Raw genomic sequence first — 16,289 nt, forward strand, 5'->3', positions numbered from 1 at the left:
CGCTTCAGTGCACCCGCGGCGCCTTGTTCCGCTCCTTGCGCGGCCGCGCCACCCGGAGGCGGAGCTCGGCGGGAAGGGCCGCCAGGCCCAGGGAGTGGCGGGCGTGTTCCACCGGGCCGGTGTGGAAGGCGTCGATCAGGGCCGCGGTGTCCGCGCCGGGGGTGAGTCGCAGGACGGTGTGCACCTGGGGCCGGCGGGCCGCGCCGGTGACCCGGACGGTGACCCGGTCGACCTCCGGGAGGGCGATGGTCTCCGTCTCGATCGCGTCCTCGACGGCCCGGCTGCGCACGTGCAGGGCGAAGTGCTGCTGCCCCGGCGCGGCGGGCGACGGCAGGTCGACCCCGGCCGGGCCGCCGCGCCGCAGTTGCGAGAACAGCCACCACAGCCCGCCGAGCACCACCAGCACGGGCACCGCGATCGCCACCGGCCACCACCAGTCGTGCTCGGTCAAGCGGGTACGACTCGCGGTGCTGAGCACCGGCTGGTCCGGCGACGTGAGCGGCCACCAGTGCGGCGGGGTGATCCCCAGGTGCCGGTAGACGTCCAGTCCGCCGAGCAGCACCAGCGCCCCGCCGACCAGCAGCAGGAGCCCGACCACGGCCAGGACGGTGCGGTTGACGGCGCGTCGGCTCATCGGGGCGGCTCCAGCTCGGCGAGTTCGCGGCGGTGGTGACGCTCCCGCACCGGCCGGGTGCGGACGTCCAGCCGGTGCGGGCCGGCCAGCGGGATCCGCTCCAGCTCGGCCCGCAGGTGGCGTTCCACCCCGGCCGGGTCGGTGGCGCCGGTGACCGTCACCCGGGTGCGCCACCGTCTCACCTTCACGTGCCAGGAGTGCAGGTCGGCGTGCTGCTGGGCCCGGCGGGAGAGCAGCGCGGCGACGGCGCTGCGGTGGATCGCCGTGCCGCGCGGCTCCAGCGCGAGCCAGCCGCGCAGCCCGCGCCGGAACGCCAGCGTCAGCAGCACCATCCCGAGCAGCACCGCACCGGCGGCGAAGCCCAGCACCCACGGGTCGTCGAGGTGACGGGTCGCCAACTGGTGCGCCAGGTCCCGTCGCCACGGCCGGGCCCGGCCGCCGGAGCGCACCGCGATCAGGTCGTACAGCAGCGTCCCGGCGGCCACCACCAGGACGGCCACCACCAGCGCCGTCACCACCCCGCGCTCGGACTGCAGCCAGCGGCCGGCCCGGCGCTTGCGCGGCTCCTCCACCATCGTGCTCATCGCAGCCCCGCCGGGTGCAGGCGGTCCACGATCACCTCGGCCGAGGCGACGGGAGTGCCGGTCAGCTCGGCGACCTGCGCGCACGCGGCGTCCCGCACCGTCCGGGCCAGCATCGCGATGTCGCACGGGAACGGCAGCTCGACGTGCAGGGTGAGCCGGACCCGGCCGTGCGTGTACAGCGCCGAGGCCTTCGGCTGCGGCACGGGCTCCGGGCGGGGGCGCCAGGCCGGGGCGAGCGCGTCGGCGGCGGCGCGGGCCGCGATCCGGCGGTACACCCGGTCGGCGATCTGCTCACTGCCGCGCTGCGCGGGCGGGGCCGCCACCACCCCCGGAACCGCCATCAGCGCCGCCGGTCCCGGCCGCGCAGCAGGTCACCGAGCTCGCCGAGCTCCAGGTCCCCCTCGATCACCCGGCCCACCACGAAGCCCACCGCGCCGAGCGCCGCGACCAGCAGGAACGCGGCGAACCCGCCGAAGTAGCCGGCGAAGCCGAGGGCCATGCCCGCGAGCAGGCCCACCAACGCCAGGTTCATCCGCCGCTCCTTCGCGGTCCGTCTCGAAAGGGTCCGTCCCCGTCAGGGCCGGCTCACTGCACCCGCGGTCGCCGCCCGGAGGACGAGGGCTCCTCTTCCTCCTCCTCGTCGGGCTCGTCCGGGAGGTGGACGTCGTTCACGGCGATGTTCACCTCGACCACCTCCAGGCCGGTCATCCGCTCGACCGCCTCGATGATGTTCGCCCGCACCTCCGAGGCCAGCCGCGGGATCACCACCCCGTACTCCACCACCAGCGCGATGTCGATGGCGGTCTGCTTCTCGCCGACCTCCGCCTTGATCCCGCGCCCGACACTCGACTTCGACCCGGGCACCCGGTCCCGCATTGCACCGAACGTCCGCGAGAACCCCGACCCCAACGCATGGATCCCGGACACCTCGCGGGCCGCCATCCCGGCGATCTTCTCCACCACCCCCACCGCGAGCGCCGTCCGCCCACGCTCACCGCTCGGCTGCACCTCCGTCACGCTCTTCTGCAGATCCGCGGGCGTGGGGGTGTGGGGCTGCGCCATGTCGGGCCTCCTGACGTTCGAGTCCAGCTATATCGCAAATCACCCCAACTCTGACATTTCGCCACGCAACACGCTCGCGCTGTGCGCAGGGGGAGCACAGACAGGGGCGCGGCGAACTGCGCGAAGGGGGACGCACTCGACCGCGAGATCGCGACGCAGGACGATGACCTGCACTTGATCGCGACCTTGCGGACGTGCGCTCCCCTTCCCGCGCAGTTCTCCCCCAGCCCTGGCGGGCCGGGAGGTGCCCCCACGCGCCCCCGGCGACGCTCTTCGCGCCCGCTACATGCCCGCCAGGTCCCGGAGGCGGCGCGCCTGCGCCTCGCGTTCCGCCGCCCGCTGCTGGTCGTACGTCCGGTCGCCGGCGCCCTGGAGCAGGGCCTTGGTCTCGATGACGGCGTTGCGCGGCGCGGCCAACAGCGCGGCGGCGAGGTCGTTCGCGGCGGCCGCGAGATCCGTCACCGGGACGGCGACGTTGGCGAGGCCGGTGGCGACGGCCTCCTCGGCGCCCACGCGGCGACCGGTGGCGCAGATCTCCAGGGCGCGGGCGTAGCCGACCAGGTCGGTGAGGGGCTTGGTGCCGGTGAGGTCGGGGACCAGGCCGAGGGAGGTCTCCTTCATGGCGAACTGGACGTCGTCGGCGACCACGCGGAGGTCGCAGGCGAGGGCGAGCTGGAAGCCGGCGCCGACGGCGTGGCCCTGGACGGCGGCGACGGAGATCAGGTCGGTGCGGCGCCACCAGGTGAAGGCCTCCTGGTAGAAGGCGATGGTGGCGTCGAGTTCGGCGTCGGCGGAGGCGGCGAGTTGGAGGAAGCCGGTCTCGCCGGGGATGCCCTCGGGGGTGAACATGGCGCGGTCGAGGCCGGCCGAGAAGGAGGAGCCCTCGGCCTGGAGGAGGGCGACCCGGACGGTGCCGGGCAGGGCGCGGCCGATCGCGGCGAGGGCGCGCCACATGGCGGGGGTCTGGGCGTTGCGGCGCTTGGCGTCGCAGAGCGTGACGGTGGCGAGTTCGCCGTTCAGGTCGACGCGGACGCCGGCCTGCTCCCACGCGGTGCGGTCGGTGTCGGGAATGTGGGTGGTCATGGCGGGGCTACCTCCAGCGACATGGCGGGGACGCCCGCCGACCCCGACGGGCTACTGGAGAGTAACAAAGCACCGGATCGGCGTACAGGAATGCCGGCGGAATGCTCGCGAAATGGCCCGCGCAAGAGCCCGGAAACGGCGGTCGGCGGCTCGGGAGAACCCGGCCGCCGATCCGTGTGGAACGTCTTGCATTGGCGAACAGCGTACTGGTGCAGCATGGGCAGTCGGGCTGCTCTGGCACCGCCCGCCGGAACTGATGGATCGTCAGGAACCGGCGGCCGCAGCGGTTTTGCCCTTGCCACGAGTGGCGCCGCCACGACCGCGGAGGTTGACCCCGGACTCACTGAGCATCCGGTGGACGAAGCCGTAGGAGCGGCCCGTCTCCTCCGCGAGGGCGCGAATGCTCGCGCCGGAGTCGTACTTCTTCTTGAGATCGGCCGCGAGCTTCTCACGCGCGGCACCTGTCACCCGGCTGCCCTTTTTCAGAGTCTCGGCCACCCGTGCCTCCTCGTAGAGGTGATCAGTCAGATTCCCATGATCACCCATTGCAAGGCTCCTGGCCACCCATTCGACAAGGTCCGTCGCCGGAAAGCGGGCTCGTCCGGTGGTGTTCGCTCCGCACCACGGCGCTCACGGAGGGTGTGCGCGCCCCTCCGCGATTCGCTCCGCCGAGCGAATCCGCTGCTCAGCCCGGCCGGGGCCGGGCCCCGGCGGCCCGGGCGTACAGAGTCAACGGGCGCGCCGGTCCGGGTGTTCCCGGGTTGGACGGATGACCAGTTCTTCTCGTACCGGTGGCCGACCCGGCGTCTACTCGCGGTTCAGGCGAGCGACACCAGGTCGTGATAGGCCGGGCTCCACAGGTCCTCGACGCCGTCGGGGAGCAGGATGATCCGCTCGGGCTGGAGCGCGTCCACCGCGCCCTCGTCGTGGGTGACCAGGACGACCGCGCCGGTGAAGGTGCGCAGCGCGCCGAGGATCTCCTCGCGGCTGGCCGGGTCCAGGTTGTTGGTGGGCTCGTCGAGCAGCAGCACGTTGGCGCTGGAGACCACCAGCGACGCCAGCGCGAGCCGGGTCTTCTCGCCACCGGAGAGCACGCCGGCCGGCTTGTCGACGTCGTCGCCGGAGAACAGGAACGAGCCGAGGATCTTCCGGATCTGCACCAGGTCGGTGTCGGGCGCGGCGGACCGCATGTTCTCCAGCACGGTGCGCTCGGGGTCGAGCGTCTCGTGCTCCTGGGCGTAGTAGCCGATCTTCAGGCCGTGGCCCGGGATCACCTCGCCGGTGTCCGGCTTCTCGACGCCGGCCAGCATCCGCAGCAGGGTGGTCTTGCCCGCGCCGTTGAGGCCGAGGATGACGACCCGGGAGCCCCGGTCGATCGCCAGGCCCACGTCGGTGAAGATCTCCAGCGAGCCGTACGACTTCGACAGGCCCTCGGCCGTGAGCGGGGTCTTGCCGCACGGGGCCGGGTCCGGGAAGCGCAGCTTGGCGACCTTGTCGGACTGGCGGACCTGCTCCAGCCCGGAGAGCAGCTTCTCGGCGCGGCGGGCCATGTTCTGCGCGGCGACGGTCTTGGTGGCCTTGGCCCGCATCTTGTCGGCCTGCGAGTTGAGCGTCGCGGCCTTCTTCTCGGCGTTGGCGCGCTCGCGCTTGCGGCGCTTCTCGTCGTCCTCGCGCTGCTGCTGGTACTGCTTCCAGCCCATGTTGTAGACGTCGATCGCGGAGCGGTTGGCGTCCAGGTAGAAGACCTTGTTGACGACCGTCTCGACCAGCTCGACGTCGTGCGAGATGACGATGAAGCCGCCCTTGTAGGTCTTCAGGAAGTCCCGCAGCCAGGCGATCGAGTCCGCGTCGAGGTGGTTGGTGGGCTCGTCCAGCAGCAGGATGTCGGCGTCCGAGAACAGGATCCGGGCCAGCTCGACCCGGCGGCGCTGACCACCGGAGAGGGTGTGCAGCGGCTGGCCGAGGATGCGGTCGGGCAGACCGAGCGCGGCGGCGATGGTGGCGGCCTCGGCCTCGGCTGCGTAACCGCCCTTGGTGAGGAACTCGGTCTCCAGCCGGGCGTACTTCTTCATCGCGTTGTCGCGGGTGGCGCCCTTGCCGTTGGCCATCCGCTCCTCGTTCTCGCGCATCTTCTTGAGCACGGTGTCGAGGCCACGGGCGGACAGGATGCGGTCCCGGGCGAGCACGTCCAGGTCACCGGTGCGCGGGTCCTGCGGGAGGTAGCCGACCTCACCGGAACTGGTGACGGTGCCACCGGCCGGCAGGCCCTCGCCCGCGAGCACCTTGGTGAGCGTGGTCTTGCCCGCGCCGTTGCGGCCGACCAGACCGATCCGGTCGCCCGGGGCGATCCGGAAGCTGGCCGACTCGATCAGGATGCGGGCACCGGCACGAAGCTCCAGGGCGTTCGCGGAAATCATGGCTGGGGTCACTCCTAGACGTGGGTATGGCACTCAGCCATGCGCTCCAGTCTACGGGAGGGCGCGATCCGTTTTCCGGGCCGGTCGATCCGAGGGGTGCGAAGCCGGGGGGAGCGCGACCGGGGAGCGCGCCGCCGGGTGCAGCCCGCTGCGCTCGCCCCGCGCTACTTCTCGCAGGTGGGCGTCGTCGCCGCGAACGGCACCGAAGCCCCGCAGTTGCTCTCCCTCGCACCGCGGGTGGTGTCGTACACCCAGGTGCCGATGACCGGGCCGTCGTCGATCGCGATCCGGTGGCTGTCCAGCGGGCGCATCAGGACGTCGGGGCCGGTGTTGAGGAAGTTGCCGGGTGCGGTGAGGGAGAAGACCATGACGCCGCCGGGCAGTTGGCGGGCGCCGGGGCCGGTGGTGGGCGGGCAGACCCGGGGGATCAGGACCGCGTCGTCGCTCTGTGCGGTGCGGGCCGGGTCGAAGGTGCAGCCCGCCGGGGGGCGGGAGTTGAAGCGGAGGTCGCCGTCGCGGTCGCGGAAGCCCATCAGCAGGCCGGGGGTGACCACGGTGATGAACGCGTCGGCCTTCGGGTCCGCGGAGGGGTGCAGTGCGGCGGCAGCCCGCTTCGTCGCGAGCTGCTTGCGCTGTTCCTCGGTGCGGTCGGCCGCGCCGGGTTCGCCGTCGGCGCTCAGCCAGTCGGCCAGGCCGGGGACGCTGCGGTGCCAGCGCACCGAGTGGTCGGCCGGGTTGACGGACGTCACCATGCCGTCGTCCCAGACCACCGCGGCGTCCTCGCCGAGCATGGTGAGGTGGAGGGCGGTGCTGCCGTCCCGGCGGTAGGACCAGAGGTGCTCGCCGGTGGCGCGGGAGAAGGCCTCCACGCCGGGGCCGACCTTCAGTTCCAGGTCTCCGGCGCCGGTCGACTGGGCGCCGACCGGGCTGGCGTTCGCCGCGCCGGGCAGGACCTGGTCTCCGAACGGCTGCGGGCGGTTGGCGTGCGCCGCTGCACCGGCCGCGAGGACCAGCAGTGCGGCGGCGGCGGGCAGGACCGATCGGGGCGACAGACTGCGCAGCGGATTGAAGGACACGGCCGGAGCGTACCGTCCGGCCCCGACGGAAAGCAGCTGGATTCGAACGCGCCACGCCGTTGCCGCATGCCTTATTCGGTTCCGACACAACCGGCTCCGACCTGCGTCGGCCAAGCCCTTCCCGCTCCGTGCGGCCCGCTAGGGTACGGCTTCGACCGGCCGACGGACTGTTACAGAGGTGAGACAGGATGCAATTCGACGACGACGCCCAGCTCGACGACTCGCAGGTGCAGGACCGCCGGGGCATTCCCGGCGGCGGGCTGGCGATCGGCGGTGGCGCGGTCGGCATCCTCGGCCTGGTGCTGGCACTGGTGTTCGGGTTCGACCCGGGTCTGCTGAACTCGGTGACCGGCTCCGGCGGCGGCAAGCCCGCGACGGGGCAGGCCGCCGGTTCCACGGACCAGCAGACCTCGACCTGCAAGACCGGCGCGGACGCCAACAAGCGGCAGGACTGCCGGATCCTGGCGGTGGTGAACAGCGTGCAGAACTACTGGCAGGGCGACTTCGCGAGCCGCGGCAGGCAGTACTCGCTCGCGCCGACCGTACTGTTCACCGACCGGGTCCAGACCGCCTGCGGCGCGGCGACCTCGGCGGTCGGGCCGTTCTACTGCCCGGGCGACCACAAGGCCTACTTCGATCTCGGCTTCTTCAACGACATGACCCGCCAACTGGGCGCCCAGGGCGGCCCGTTCGCGGAGGCGTACGTGGTGGCCCACGAGTACGGGCACCACGTGCAGACGCTGCTCGGCACCATGGCGAAGGTCGGCAACGACCGGCAGGGCGCGGACAGCGCCTCGGTGAAGCTGGAGCTCCAGGCGGACTGCTACGCGGGCGTGTGGACGCACCACGCCACCACCACCCCGCAGGCCTCCACCGGCCGTCCGCTGATCACCAAGCTGACCGACGAGGACATCGCCCGGGCGCTGGACGCCGCCGAGTCGGTCGGCGACGACCGGATCCAGCAGCGCGCCACCGGAAAGACCAACCCGGAGACCTGGACGCACGGCTCCTCGGCGCAGCGCACCCAGTGGTTCACCACCGGCTACCGGACCGGCGACCTGACGAAGTGCAACACCTTCGGCTGACCGGCGGACTCGACGGGGTGATATGCAGCCTTTCTGACGGTCTGTCAGGTTAGGCTCCAGGGGCCGACGTTGTCCCCGATCTCGTTCGGAGTGAGCCCATGCGCCTCGGCCGACTGACCCTGGCCGCCGCCGCTCTGCTGCTGATGACGACCGCGAGCGTGCCCTCGGGCACGCCGCTCAGCCAGACCGAGCGGCACACGGCCCTCTCCTCGGACGCCGTCCGGCCCCGCGGCACGGCGCCCCGCCCCGCGGTGCAACGGGCCCTGCACGAGGTGCCGTTCGGCGCCTTCGTCGGCTCCTGGAACGACTACATCCCGAACATCGCCCGGATGGCGTCCTGGCTGAACAACGCCAACATGCAGGTCGGCCACACCTACCTGGCCGGCAACGGCTGGCAGGACGTCGAGGGCGAGCCGGTGGTGCTCGGCCTGTGGTCGCAGTGGCGGCAGGCCGACCCGGCCCGACGGCTGGTGCTGGGCGTGCCGATGCTGGTCCCCAACGAGGCCGACGTGCCGGACGCCGAGGTGGCCGGCCTGCTGGCCCGCGGCAACAAGGGCGAGTTCGACCAGCACTTCCTGCGGCTGGCCCGCAAGTTGGTGGCGCTGGGGGGCGGTGACACCGTCCTCACCCTGGGCTGGGAGATGAACGGCACCACCTACACCTCGCGCTGCCGGCCCGACCCGAGCGCCTGGAAGACCTACTGGCGGCGGATCGTCGGCGTGATGCGCTCGGTGCCCGGGCAGCACTTCACCTTCGACTTCACCCCCACCCGCGGGCTGGACGCGATCCCCTGGACGCGCTGCTACCCGGGCGACGACGTGGTCGACATCCTCGGGATGGACAGCTACGACATGCCCGCGGGCGCCACCTTCGACGACTACGTCAGGGAGCCCTACGGGCTGCAGGACCAGGTGGAGTTCGCGGCCAAGCGCGGCAAGCCGGTCTCCTACCCGGAGTGGGGGCTGTTCCACAACGGCGACAACCCGGAGTACGTGCGACGGATGGTGGAGTGGATGCGCACCCACGACACCGCCTACCAGACCGTCACCGACTACTGCCCGCACGGCTTCTGGCAGTGCAAGGACAACCCGAAGTCGGCGGAGGTCTACCGGCAGTTGATGTCCGGCTCGACCGGGGCGGCGGGGTAGGCCGAGCCGTCACCGGAGCCGGGCCCGCACCAGCGCCTCCTTCAGCTTCGGCAGCCTGGTCCGCAGCAGCTGCACCGCGGCGATCCGGGCCCGCACCCGCAGGGCCCGGGCCGCGGCGGACGGGGCGAGTCGGCCGGGGCCGAACACCAGTCGCTGGTTGGGGAGTTGATCCGGCCGCCAGCGCTGCTTGTACGGCTCCTGGCCGCGCAGCAGGCTCAACTGCGGGATCCCGGCGGCGCGCACCTCGTCCAGCGCGGCGCCGAACAGCAGGCCGGCGATGTCCAGCCGCTCGCGCAGTGCCGGGTGGGCGCCGTACATGTACAGGCCGCCGAACGGGGCGCAGAGCAGCACCAGGTCGACCGCCAGCACCTCCCCGTCGAGCTCGAAGCGCTGTATGGCCGCCCGGCGGGTGGCCACCAGTCCGGCGGTGGACTCGGCGAGGTGGTGTGCGAAACGCTCGCTGCGGTGCTCCGGGGTGACTCCGCGAGCCTGCCACTGGAGACGGTGCAGACGAAGCAACTCGCGGACGGTGTCCGGGACTTCGTCGGCCGTGGCGGAGTGCACCCGGATCCCGGCTTCGGCGATCCTGCGCAGCTTGACCCGGCTGCGCTGCGCGGTCTTGCCGGGCAGCCGCTTGAGCAGCTCGTCCATCGGGACGGCGGGCAGGTACTGGCACATCGAATCGGCGAACCGGTGCCGGCGGCCCCGCCAGTGCGCGAACACCCGCTGCACGGCCGCCTCGGGGCGCACCTCGCGCAGCTCCAGGCTGTGCCAGGGGCGGCGCAGCGGCAGTGCGGCGGCGAGTTCGGCCGCGGCCCGGTCGGCGCACTCGTCGTCCAGCAGGACGTCGGTGAAGTCGACCAGGCCCGCGCCCAGGTTGGTCAGGCCGCCGAACGGGCCGCGACGGCGCAGCGCGGCGGCGGCGACCAGCCGCCCGTCGCGGCGGACCAGCACCACGACCAGCCCGCCGGGCCGACCGTAGCCGCGCCACCAGGACCGCAGCCACGGCGCGGCCTGGAACGCGGTGGCGGTGGAGCAGCGCCGGTACAGGTCGTCCCACTCGTCGGCGACCAGGTCCAACGCGTCGTCGGTGCGCAGCACTTCGGCGGCCCACCGGTCGCGCTCGGCGGCGGAACGGTCGCCCTGGACGGGCACCCGGGCATCGGCGGAACGCTGTTGACGGAGCTTCACCGGTACACCCCCTCGGACCGCGAGGTCTCGGCCTGGCCGGGCAGCACGGCCCCGACCGCCGGGACGGTCCTGCGGCGGGTGAGCATCGCCAGCGTGCCGAGCAGGACGCCGGCGGCGCCGCCGACCGCGGTGTCCAGCGTGGCGGACGGCGAGGTCGGTGCGTCGGGTTCGGCGGCGGCGGCCAGTTGGACCAGCTTGACGCCGGTCTCCCTGCTGCCCGCATTGCCGAACGCGATCAGCGACCTGGCGACCGCGCCGGCGTTCTGCACCGCGTCCTCGGGCCGAGGACCGGTGCCGGTGATCTCGATCACCGGCGCGTCCGGGGAGGTGGTGCCGCGCACCAGGGCGGCCAGCGCGGCCACCGAGTGGTGCGTCTCGGCGGCGGCGCCGAGCAGCACCTGCGGCTGGCCGGTGAGCCGGCCGTAAGCCTGCGCGAAATTGACGGCATTGGCGTTCTCGCCCTGAGCCTGCGGCACCACCACCACGTACGCGGACGAGGCGTAGGAGGGGTGCGCGACGACGGCATAACCGGCACCGACCGCCGCACCGAGCGGAACGGCAACGGCCATCGGCCACCAATGGCGGGCCAACGCGCGAGCGCGGAGGCGTAGTTCGGGCATCGGGGTGACTCCAGAGGAACGAGAGGGGACGAGGTCAGTGGACGCGAGCCGCCGCACCCGGCGCGACGGCGACGGCCGCCGACCACCGGCGGCGCGCCAGCGCACGGACGCGGCGGCCGGGTTCGAGCGACAGCGGTCGGGCGGGCCGGCGTCCCGGCGCGTCGGCACGGCGGGGATCGGGCATCGGGAGGACTCCAGGAAAAGAGAGCGAGCGAGGTCAGTGCGCGACGGCGCGCGGCACCGGGCCGGGAGCGGGCAGCGAGGCGGAAACGGCCGTCAACTCACGGACGCAGCAGCCCGGCTCGGGCGACGGCGGTCGGGCGGGCCGGCGCCCCGGCGCGTCGGCACGGCGGGGATCGGGCATCGGGAGGACTCCAGGGAACAGCGGGGACGGGGTCAGTGCGCGCCGGCGCGGCGCCGGGCAGGGTGGCGGGGGCCCGGTAGGGTGCCGGCCGACTCGCGGTAGAGGGTGGCCAGTTCGGCTGCGATGCGGGTGATGTCGTAGTGGGCGACGGCGGGCGGCACCGGGACGGGGCCGGGTGGTGCGGCCGCAGCTGCCGTCAGTTCGCGGGCGTAGCGGGCGGGTTCGGACGGCAGCAGTCGGGCGTGCGGGGCGGCGGCGGGCGGCAGTTCGGCCAGGGCCGGGCAGGCGGAGTGGAGGACCGGCAGACCGGCGGCCAGGGCCTCCAGTGCGGCGAGCCCGAAGGTCTCCGCGCGGGACGGCGAGACCAGGATGTCCATCGCGGTGAGCAGTTCGGGCACGTCGTCGCGTTCGCCGGTGAGCACCAGTCGGTCGCGGACGCCCAGTTGCTCGGCCCGGGCGGTGAGTTCGGCCCGTTCGGGGCCCTCGCCGACCAGCAGCAGCCGGGTGCCCGCCGGGAGCCCGGTGAGCGCCTCCAGCGGGACGTGGAAGCGCTTGCCGGGCACCAGCCGGCCGAGCCCGCCGACCACGAATGCGTCGGCGGGCAGGCCGAGTTCGGCGCGCAGGCGGGTGCGGTGGGCGGCTCGTTCGGCGGGTGGGAAGCGGTAGCGGGCGGCGTCGATGCCGTTGGGCAGCCGCCGCACCCGGTGGGCGGGCACGCCCCAGGCGTCGAGCACGGCGGCGACCTGGCCGGAGACCGCCAGGGTGGTGCTGCCGAGCCGTTCGGCGGCCAGGTACAGCGCCTTGACGCCGCGCGAGGTGGGCCGGCCCTCGATCACCCCGGCCTGCAGCGAGTGCTCGGTGGCGAGCACGCCCTGCACCCCGGCCAGCCGGGCGGCGAGGCGGCCGTACAGCATGGCCCGGTACAGGTGGGTGTGGACCAGGTCGTACCGGCCGGTGCGGATCAGCCGGGTGAGCCGGGGCAGTACGCCGAGGTCGCGGTTGCCGCGCATGGCGAGGTGGTGGACGGTGAAGCCGTCGGCGCGCAGTTCGCGGGCCACCGTGCCGGGGTCGGTGAGGGTGGCCACCTCGTGTCGCTGGTCGGTCGGCAGGTGCCGGAGCAGCAGCGCGAGTTGGCGTTCCGCGCCGCCCGCGTGCAGGCCGGTGACCACGTGCAGGACTTTCACCGCCACTCCCCCGCGGCGGCCTTCGGCGGGGCCCAGCGCAGCCCGGTGACGGCCTCGCGCCAGCGGTGCCGGCCGTGCTTGGCGCGCAGCCGCCAGGCGCCGTCGCGGTCGCCGACGTAGCAGCGCGGCAGGGCGTGCCGGCCGGTCAGCGAGCAGTGGTCGATGGCGCAGGCGTAGTCGTAGCCGGCGTCCCGGACGGCCCGGGTGGCGGGCAGGTCGACGGAGCCGTACGGGTAGCAGAAGCCGGTGACGGGTCCACGGACCAGGTCCTCCAGCTTGTGCCGGCTCTCCTTGGTCTGGCGTTCCAGCGCGGCGGGCGACAGCCCGGACAGCGCCTGGTGGCCGAGGCCGTGCGAGCCGATCTCCCAGCCGGACGCGGCCAGTTCGGTGACCTGTTCGACCGTCAGCAGCTTCTTCCGCGGCCCTTCGGCGTCCCAGTGGTTGGCGGCGCCCAGCAGGTCGGGCATCACGTACGCGGTGGCGGTGAAGCCGTATTCGCGCAGCACCGGAACGGCGTGCCGGGCGAAGTCGGCGTAGCCGTCGTCGAAGGTCAGGCCGACCAGCCGGGACTCCCGGCCGAGGGCCTGTGCGGCCAGCAGTTCGCGGACGCTGACGCCGCGTCGGCCGGAGCGGTGCAGCCAGTCCATCTGCTCGGCGAACCGTTCGGGGCTGACGGTGAGCTGGTAGGGATCCTCGTCATCCTCGGCGACCGAGTGGTACATCAGGATCCAGGGTGCGAGCCGGGGCGCGAGCGACTGCGTCGGCAGACAGGTTTCAACGGCCATGCGGCTTCCCTTCGGCGGGTGCGGGGGCGTGCGGTCGGCGGGCCCGGGCCAGGAGTGCCAGGACCGGCCCGCGGACCTCGGGCACGCCGAACAGCGTGCCGAGGAGCGCGAAGACCAGCAGGACGGTGACGCCGCCGAGCAGGGCGGCGGACAGCGGCGTGGTGACCGCGCGGATGGCGAGCGAGCCGATCCCGGCGGCGGCGATCGCCGCGGCCAGCAGCCGGGCCTGCCCGCCGAGCACCAGCCCGAGCCGCAGCGCGACGCCGCGCAGCATCAGGCCGCGCATCAGCAGGGCCGCGGTGAAGGTGATCCCGACCGCGTTGCCGGCGGCCAGGCCGGGCGCCCCGAACCGCGGGGTCAGGGTGACGCCCAGGGTGAACGTCACGACCAGCCCGAGCATCATCGCGCCGACCGGGTACCAGTCCAGCCAGGTGGTCCGGTCGCCCTCGGCGCGCGGGGCGTCGGCCCGCCGCACCACCGGCCGGACGCAGAAGTACGGCCGCACCATCACGCCGATCATCGCCTGGGCGGGCAGGCCGAAGCTGTACACCCGGATGACGGCCGCGGTGGCCTCGGTGTCGGCGGGCCCGAACGCGCCGCGCTGGAACAGCAGCGCGGCCACGGCGGGGGCGCAGGCCAGCAGGAAGGCGGTGCCGAGCAGCACCAGCGCGGCGGCCTGGCCGAGGTCCTTCTCGACCCGGTCGCGGGCGGCGGTGAGGTCGCCGGCGGCCATCGCCCGGGCCACCACCGGGAACGTCACGGTGACGATCAGGATCGCCGAGGTCATCGCCAACTGGCTGACTTTCGCGGCGTAGTTGAGGTGCGAGATGGTGCCGGGCGGCAGCGCCGAGCCGAGGTAGCGCTCGATGAACACCTGGGACTGCCGGGTCAGCGAGAACGCGGCCACCGGCAGCAGCGCCAGCGGGATCAGCACCAGTCCGCGGCCGGCCCCGCGCCGCCGGGTCCGCCGCCGCTGCCGGGCGTGCAGCCGGCGGACGAACGGCACCACCAGCACGCCCGCCATCAGCAGGCTGCCGAGCGCCACACCGAGCGCGGCGGAGCGCACCCCGAGCAGCCGGTGGCCGCTGAGCAGCAGCGCCAGGATGCCCAGGTTGTACATCACGTAGATGACGGCGGGCGCGGTGAAGGCGTGCAGCGCGCGCAGCGCGGAGGCCAGGTAGCCGGCCACCCCGAACGGCACCACGGTGACCGCGGTGATCCGGGTGCAGGTGACGGCGAGCCGCGGGTCGGCCAGGCCGGGGGCGAGCAGGTCGACCAGCTGCGGGGCGAACAGTGCGACCGTGCCGGACAGCGCGCACAGCGCGAGCAGCAGCCAGGGCAGCGTGGAGCGGGTCAACTGCCGTACCGGGTCCGGGCCCTGTCCGCGTTCCTCGCGCAGCACCAGGGCCAGGCTGAAGGCCGGGACCATCAGGAAGGCCATCGCGTCCTCGATCAGCAGTGGCGCGGCGGTCTCCGGCACCGTCCAGGCGACCAGGAACGCGTCGGTGCCCTGGTTGGCGCCGAAGTAGCGGGCCAGCAGCAGGTCCCGGAGCAGGCCGAGGCCGGAACCGGCCGCGCTGAGCAGGGCCGTCACGCCGAAGGCCTTGGCCAGGAAGCCGCCCCGGGGCCCGGTGTCGTCGCCGTCGGTGCGCGGGCCCGGTACGGGGACGGTCGTGGTGACCGCGGCCACCGGCTGGTCGGTCGTCATGCGCCGTTCGCTCCACGGGAGTCGGGACCGGTGGCTGCCCGGGCGTCGGGACCCGGCAGCGCGGTGCGGGCGGCGAGCCCGAGCACCACGGAGGTCAGCACGGTGGTGGTGCCGCCGATGTCGGCGTACAGGAAGTCCCAGAGCACCCAGCAGAGCAGTGCGAGGGCGGCCAGGCCGGGGCCGGCGGCGCGGCGCAGGGAGCCCAGCAGCAGGGTCAGGAACAGCGCCAGGTAGGCGAGGACGCCGAGCAGGCCCTGTTCGCTGAGCACCAGGAAGTACATGTTGTGCGGGGAGAGCAGCGGTTCGCGCTGGAAGCCGATGGTGGAGTCGGCGGCGTCGCTGCCGGAGGAGAGCCGGAGCGGGGCGTGGCTGTCGCGCAGTTGCTGGAACGCCTTGGGTCCGGCGCCGGCCACCGGGTGGTCCTGCCAGATCCGGCCGGCGGTGGCCCACAGGTCGTAGCGGTCGGAGACGGACTGGTCGGGGGCGGCGGAGACCGAGCCGATCGAGCTGAGCCGCTCGGTGACGCCGGACGCGCCGAGGCCGAGCCCGCCGACCAGCACCACCGCGGCGGCCCCGCCGACCAGCACGCCCCGGACGGCCAGCCGGGCGTCGGCGCGCAGCAGCAGCACGGTGGCGGCGACCGCGGTGGCGATCCAGCTGCCCCGGCTGAACGACACCGCCAGCGGAAAGGCCAGGAACGCCGCGCTCGCCCACATCGCGCGGCGCAGCGGGCGGCTGCCGCCCGGCCCGCGCTCGGCCAGGCCCAGCCCGAGGGCGGCCAGCAGCCCGAACGAGACCACGCCGGACATCGCCATGATGTCGAGCGCGCCGAAGGTGCCGACGGCGCGGATCGGCTGCCCGGTGTAGGAGGCGCCGGTCCGGGTCAGGTACTGGAACGCGCCGACCGCGCCCTCGATCAGCGCGGCCAGCACGAAGGAGCCGAGCACCAGCCGCTGGTCGGCCCGGTCGCGGACGGCGAGCACCACGGCGGCGGGCACCAGCACGAAGATCTGCACCAGCCGGACGAAGCCGGTGAGGCTGGCGGACGGGTCGACGGAGTGCACGGTGGCGACGGCGGCGGCCAGCACCACGGCGCCGAACAGCGCGCCGGCGGCCGGGTCGAGCCGGGGCAGCCGGCCGCGCAGCAGGCCGACCGCGATCAGGGCGACCAGGGCCAGCGAGGCCAGGTCGGCCGGGGTGACGTGGACGGCGGCGGTGACGTCCTTCTCCCCGGTCGGGACGCAGACCAGCAGCACGGTGGCGGCCGCGAGCCGGCTCGGCCGGGGAGCGGCTATGCCGGTGAACCGGCCGGCGGAGAGCGGGAGTCGGAGGGTGACGGCCACGGTGC

General features: G+C 73.8%; 17 protein-coding genes. 2 read left to right on the top strand and 15 right to left on the bottom strand.

Features of this window, described 5'->3' with window-relative positions; genetic code table 11:
- Positions 1-4: 4 nt before the first annotated feature.
- The 9 genes from ACI1MP_RS11220 to ACI1MP_RS11260 all read right to left on the bottom strand — a co-directional run bounded on the left by ACI1MP_RS11220 (position 5) and on the right by ACI1MP_RS11260 (position 6,856).
- Positions 5-634, bottom strand: coding sequence for an alkaline shock response membrane anchor protein AmaP (locus ACI1MP_RS11220; RefSeq protein WP_380342484.1), 630 nt, complete (start codon positions 632-634; stop codon positions 5-7).
- A complete protein-coding gene (locus tag ACI1MP_RS11225) occupies positions 631-1,218 on the bottom strand; it encodes a DUF6286 domain-containing protein (RefSeq protein ID WP_380342481.1) in 588 nt (195 codons plus the stop codon). Before ACI1MP_RS11225 ends, ACI1MP_RS11220 begins: the two co-directional genes overlap by 4 nt.
- Positions 1,215-1,559: a hypothetical protein gene (locus ACI1MP_RS11230; RefSeq protein WP_380342478.1), complete on the bottom strand. Its 345-nt coding sequence runs from the start codon at positions 1,557-1,559 to the stop codon at positions 1,215-1,217. The genes ACI1MP_RS11225 and ACI1MP_RS11230 overlap by 4 nt, the downstream gene beginning before the upstream one ends.
- Positions 1,559-1,750: a hypothetical protein gene (locus ACI1MP_RS11235; RefSeq protein WP_100589480.1), complete on the bottom strand. Its 192-nt coding sequence runs from the start codon at positions 1,748-1,750 to the stop codon at positions 1,559-1,561. The genes ACI1MP_RS11230 and ACI1MP_RS11235 overlap by 1 nt, the downstream gene beginning before the upstream one ends.
- 53 nt (positions 1,751-1,803) lie before the next feature.
- Positions 1,804-2,280, bottom strand: coding sequence for an Asp23/Gls24 family envelope stress response protein (locus ACI1MP_RS11240; RefSeq protein WP_380342475.1), 477 nt, complete (start codon positions 2,278-2,280; stop codon positions 1,804-1,806).
- 282 nt (positions 2,281-2,562) lie between these two features.
- Positions 2,563-3,363, bottom strand: a complete 801-nt coding sequence (locus ACI1MP_RS11245; RefSeq protein ID WP_380342473.1) for an enoyl-CoA hydratase/isomerase family protein — start codon at positions 3,361-3,363, stop codon at positions 2,563-2,565.
- 264 nt (positions 3,364-3,627) lie between these two features.
- Positions 3,628-3,861, bottom strand: a complete 234-nt coding sequence (locus ACI1MP_RS11250; RefSeq protein ID WP_043912348.1) for a helix-turn-helix domain-containing protein — start codon at positions 3,859-3,861, stop codon at positions 3,628-3,630.
- A gap of 320 nt (positions 3,862-4,181) precedes the next feature.
- Positions 4,182-5,780: a ribosomal protection-like ABC-F family protein gene (gene abc-f / locus ACI1MP_RS11255; RefSeq protein ID WP_043910143.1), complete on the bottom strand. Its 1,599-nt coding sequence runs from the start codon at positions 5,778-5,780 to the stop codon at positions 4,182-4,184.
- Between the two features lie 164 nt (positions 5,781-5,944).
- On the bottom strand, positions 5,945-6,856 hold the full coding sequence (locus ACI1MP_RS11260) for a hypothetical protein (protein ID WP_380342469.1): 912 nt from the start codon (positions 6,854-6,856) through the stop codon (positions 5,945-5,947).
- A gap of 188 nt (positions 6,857-7,044) precedes the next feature.
- Here ACI1MP_RS11260 and ACI1MP_RS11265 point away from each other — a divergent pair, with 188 nt between their 5' ends.
- The gene (locus ACI1MP_RS11265; RefSeq protein ID WP_380342466.1) at positions 7,045-7,941 is read left to right on the top strand and encodes a neutral zinc metallopeptidase; all 897 of its coding nucleotides are present in this window, start codon (positions 7,045-7,047) and stop codon (positions 7,939-7,941) included.
- Between the two features lie 98 nt (positions 7,942-8,039).
- Positions 8,040-9,089 (top strand): glycoside hydrolase family 26 protein, encoded by a 1,050-nt coding sequence (locus ACI1MP_RS11270; RefSeq protein WP_380342464.1) that lies wholly within the window; start codon positions 8,040-8,042, stop codon positions 9,087-9,089.
- Between the two features lie 9 nt (positions 9,090-9,098).
- Here the strand turns inward: ACI1MP_RS11270 and ACI1MP_RS11275 are convergent, their stop codons facing one another.
- The 6 genes from ACI1MP_RS11275 to ACI1MP_RS11300 all read right to left on the bottom strand — a co-directional run bounded on the left by ACI1MP_RS11275 (position 9,099) and on the right by ACI1MP_RS11300 (position 16,284).
- On the bottom strand, positions 9,099-10,280 hold the full coding sequence (locus tag ACI1MP_RS11275) for a GNAT family N-acetyltransferase (protein WP_404868574.1): 1,182 nt from the start codon (positions 10,278-10,280) through the stop codon (positions 9,099-9,101).
- On the bottom strand, positions 10,277-10,900 hold the full coding sequence (locus ACI1MP_RS11280) for a Wzz/FepE/Etk N-terminal domain-containing protein (protein WP_404868575.1): 624 nt from the start codon (positions 10,898-10,900) through the stop codon (positions 10,277-10,279). Before ACI1MP_RS11280 ends, ACI1MP_RS11275 begins: the two co-directional genes overlap by 4 nt.
- Positions 10,901-11,296: 396 nt before the next feature.
- Positions 11,297-12,448: a glycosyltransferase gene (locus ACI1MP_RS11285; RefSeq protein ID WP_404868576.1), complete on the bottom strand. Its 1,152-nt coding sequence runs from the start codon at positions 12,446-12,448 to the stop codon at positions 11,297-11,299.
- On the bottom strand, positions 12,445-13,233 hold the full coding sequence (locus ACI1MP_RS11290) for a polysaccharide deacetylase family protein (protein WP_404868577.1): 789 nt from the start codon (positions 13,231-13,233) through the stop codon (positions 12,445-12,447). Before ACI1MP_RS11290 ends, ACI1MP_RS11285 begins: the two co-directional genes overlap by 4 nt.
- Positions 13,223-14,941 (bottom strand): lipid II flippase MurJ, encoded by a 1,719-nt coding sequence (locus ACI1MP_RS11295; RefSeq protein WP_404868578.1) that lies wholly within the window; start codon positions 14,939-14,941, stop codon positions 13,223-13,225. The genes ACI1MP_RS11290 and ACI1MP_RS11295 overlap by 11 nt, the downstream gene beginning before the upstream one ends.
- Positions 14,938-16,284, bottom strand: coding sequence for an O-antigen ligase family protein (locus ACI1MP_RS11300; protein WP_404868579.1), 1,347 nt, complete (start codon positions 16,282-16,284; stop codon positions 14,938-14,940). The genes ACI1MP_RS11295 and ACI1MP_RS11300 overlap by 4 nt, the downstream gene beginning before the upstream one ends.
- Positions 16,285-16,289: the final 5 nt, after the last annotated feature.

The organism is Kitasatospora griseola (assembly GCF_044999035.1).
Classification (GTDB): Bacteria; Actinomycetota; Actinomycetes; order Streptomycetales; family Streptomycetaceae; genus Kitasatospora; species Kitasatospora griseola.